At 64.3% G+C, this 3469-nt stretch carries 2 protein-coding genes and 1 pseudogene; all 3 read right to left on the reverse strand.

What is annotated here, in order from left to right; all coding sequences use genetic code 11:
• The coding region (gene gatE, locus Q0964_RS01055) for a Glu-tRNA(Gln) amidotransferase subunit GatE (protein WP_299262500.1) at positions 1-1775 on the reverse strand (1775 nt) is incomplete at its 3' end.
• A gap of 107 nt (positions 1776-1882) precedes the next feature.
• Entirely contained in the window at positions 1883-3289 is a 1407-nt protein-coding gene (locus Q0964_RS01060) for a class II fumarate hydratase (protein WP_299262502.1), read from the reverse strand.
• Between the two features lie 74 nt (positions 3290-3363).
• Positions 3364-3469 (reverse strand): annotated as a pseudogene (locus Q0964_RS01065) (flap endonuclease-1); the annotation flags it as partial.

Genomic DNA, 3469 nt, shown 5'->3' on the forward strand with positions numbered 1-3469 from the left:
AAGGCGCCCATTCCCTCCGACTGAACCTGTTCGGCGTTTCGATCGACGACCTCGGCGACAGCCTCGCGCACCTCGTCTTCGCTGACACCGCCCAGCCCCTCTTGCTCGACGGCTTCGCTGGCGGAGAGGTCGGGGTTCTCGGCCAACGCCGTCAGGAGGTCTTCGACCCCCTCACGGGGTACGTCGCCGCCGTCGACGAGTTCGAGCGTCTCCCCGAGGTGGGCGTCGGTGAGATTCGCAACGGTCACGTCGTCCCGGCGAAGTTCGGTCAGCGTCGATTCGAGGACGCCCGCGGCCAGTGTTGCGTCGACGCCGGAACTGACGACGGACTCGAACAGCGGCCACCGCTGCCCGTAGGCGACCTGTTCGGCCAACCCAAAATCGAGACCGTAGTCGGCCTCGTATCGGGCGACTTTCTCGGTCAGTAACTCGGGCGTCTCGACCTCGCTCGGGTCGGGTTCAACGGGCGGCACATCAGTCTCCGGGTACATCCGGGCCGCGCCGGGCAGCGGTCGGAGGTAGCGGGAAGTGCCGTCCTGTAGCGCGTCACGGGTCTCCTCGGGGACGCCCGCCAGCGCTGTCTCAGCCCGTTCAACGACCGCCTCGATGGCAAGCTCCGCGGTGTGTGGGTCGTCCGCTACGATGGCAACGGCGTCTTCTGGTCCCGCATCGACGGTCGCCCGCAGGTCAGTCACCTCGTCGTCGGTGACGCCGTAGGCCGGTAGTTCATCCGTGTGGAAGATCCCACCCGCGCCATGGCGCTTGGCGTGGTCGGAGAACTCGGTCCCGAGCCGCCGGTCAGGCTGTATCTCCCGACCGACCAGCCCATCAAACCCTTCCAGCAGCACTGCGTGGACCTCGCCACCGCTGTCGAGTGCGCCCCTGATAACGCCCGACTGCGTGTCTTCGAAGACACTTGTCACCTCTACCGGTTCGCCGACCGACGCATCCTGCTCAGTGAGTTCCGCGGCGATAGCAACGAGTTCGACCTGCCGGCGGACCTCGTTTCGGACCAGGTCGTCGATGTCGTCGAGACTCTGGACGCCTTTCAGCTCGATTCGGGCGCCCTCGGCGATGGAGACGTTCACGTCCTGGCGGATGGTCCCCAGCCCGCGTTTGACTTTCCCGGTCGAACGCAGGAGCATCCCGATTCGCTCGGCGGCCTCACGGGCCTGGTCTGGACTACTGATATGGGGCTTCGTCCCGATTTCGACCAGCGGAATCCCGAGCCGGTCCAGCGAGAACCGGACCCCCGAGTCGGTCTCTTCGACCCGTTGGCAGGACTCCTCTTCCAGCAGCATATCCTCGATCCCGACTGGCCCCTCGCTCGTCTCGATCTCGCCGTCGTTGGCCACCAGCATCGACCGCTGGAACCCGGTCGTATTCGAGCCGTCGACGACGATCTTCCGCATCACGTTCACCTGGTCGACGACGCGCATATCCATCAGCTGGCCGATCTCCATGGCCGTCTCCATGGCCTCCCGGTCGACCCGATGGGGCGGTTCATCGTCTTCCTCGACCAGACAGGTGGTGTCGTAGGCCAGATACTCGAACTCCCGATCGACCATGCTCTCCTCCAGTGCGGCGTCGTCGATCTCGCCCAACTCGCTCTTGGTCGGGTGGAGATACCTGCTGAAGGTGTGGTCTGCGGCCTCGGGCTCGCGTATCTCGGTCGGGCACGAACAGAACAGTTTCGTGGCCGTGTCAAGCTGCTGGTGGATTTCCAGGCCAGCTACGAGACCAAGTTCCTCGTAGTCGAAATCGGCGTCTGTCATTACTGTTGGCTGCGTGACCGGGGGGCAAAAAACGCTCCCTTCGGCTCCCGATGGTCGACCCGGCACCGTGCTGCGCGGTAACTGCTTCGGGGAGATCCGCTCGGTGTCTACTCGTCGCCGAGAATCCCCCGATGGGTCATCTTCTCGGGGTCCAGCACCGCGTCGACCTCGTCTTCGTCGAGATATCCTTCCTCAAGCACGACATCTCGAATCGTTTTGTCTTCCGCCAGCGCCGTTTTCGCCACTTTACTGGCCTTGTCGTAGCCGATGGCCGGGTTCAGCGCCGTCGCCAGCGCCATCGATTGCTCGACGCGCTCGGCGCAGTGGTCGGCGTCGGCGTCTAGCTTGGCGACAAACTTCTCGGCGAATACCTCAGATCCGTTGGCGATGAGCCGAGCAGACTGGAGGAAGTTCGATGCCAGCACGGGTTTGTAGAGGTTCAGGTCGATCTGTCCCTCGGCGGCACCCGCCGAGACCGCGGCGTCGTTGCCGACGACCTGCTTGTGGAGCTGGTTGACCGACTCGGCGACGACGGGGTTGATTTTCCCGGGCATGATCGAGGAGCCCGGCTGGTTCTCAGGCTGCTCGATCTCAGCCAGGCCATTGCGGGGGCCGGAGGCGAGCAGGCGGAGGTCATTGGCGATCTTGTTGAGCGAGCCGGCGACGGTCCGGAGTGCACCGTGGGCCTCGCTCATCGCATCGTGAGCGGCTTGGGCCTCGAAGTGGTTGTCGGCCTCCCGGAAGTTCAGGTTGGTCTCCTCGCTGATATACTCGGCCGCTTTCCCGGGGAACTCGGCGTGCGTATTCAGTCCCGTACCGACGGCGGTGCCGCCGAGCGCGAGTTCGGCTAGCCTGCTGTGGGTATCTTCGACGCGCGAGATGCCTTTCTCCACTTGCGTGCGGTAGCCCGAGAACTCCTGGCCGAGCGTGATGGGTGTGGCGTCTTGGAGATGTGTCCGACCAGTCTTGACGACGGTATCGAACTCAGCTTCCTTCTCAGCCAGCGCGTCCCGAAGCGTCTTCAGCGCCGGAATAACGTCCTTCTCGACTGCCTCCAGGCTGGCGACGTGCATCGCGGTCGGGATGACATCGTTACTGGATTGGCCGAAGTTGACGTGGTCGTTCGGATGGATCTCCCGGCTCCCGATCTCGCCGCCGTATATCTCGGTGGCGCGGTTGCTGATGACCTCGTTGGCGTTCATGTTCGATGAAGTCCCCGAACCGGTCTGGAACACGTCGACTGGGAACTGGTCGTCGTGGTCGCCGGCGATGACCTCTTCGGCCGCCTCGACGATACAGTCGGCCTTTTCCTTGTCGACGAGCCCGAGGTCGCGGTTAGCCTGTGCAGCGGCCTTCTTGACGATGCCGAGCGCACGGACGAACCGCCGTCCGAAGGTCACGTCGCTGACAGGGAAGTTCTCGATGGCCCGTTGGGTCTGGGCCCCCCAGTAGGCGTCGGACGGCACCTGCATCTCTCCGAGACTATCGCGTTCGGTTCTGAACTCATCGCTCATATCGGAGGGTCGGTCGCACAGTCGTAAAAGCCACCGGTCCACGCTGCAGCCAGTGGTGGCAGTCACCGAGCCAGCTACGTCCAGCGGTCCAGCCCGGTCTGGACCACCGACTCGTCGATGCGCTCGAACCCCCGCCGCACTTCGTCTGGGTCGACCTCCCACTCCTCAGTGACGAAGGCG

This window comes from Halorientalis sp. (assembly GCF_028275115.1).
Lineage (GTDB): Archaea > Halobacteriota > Halobacteria > Halobacteriales > Haloarculaceae > Halorientalis.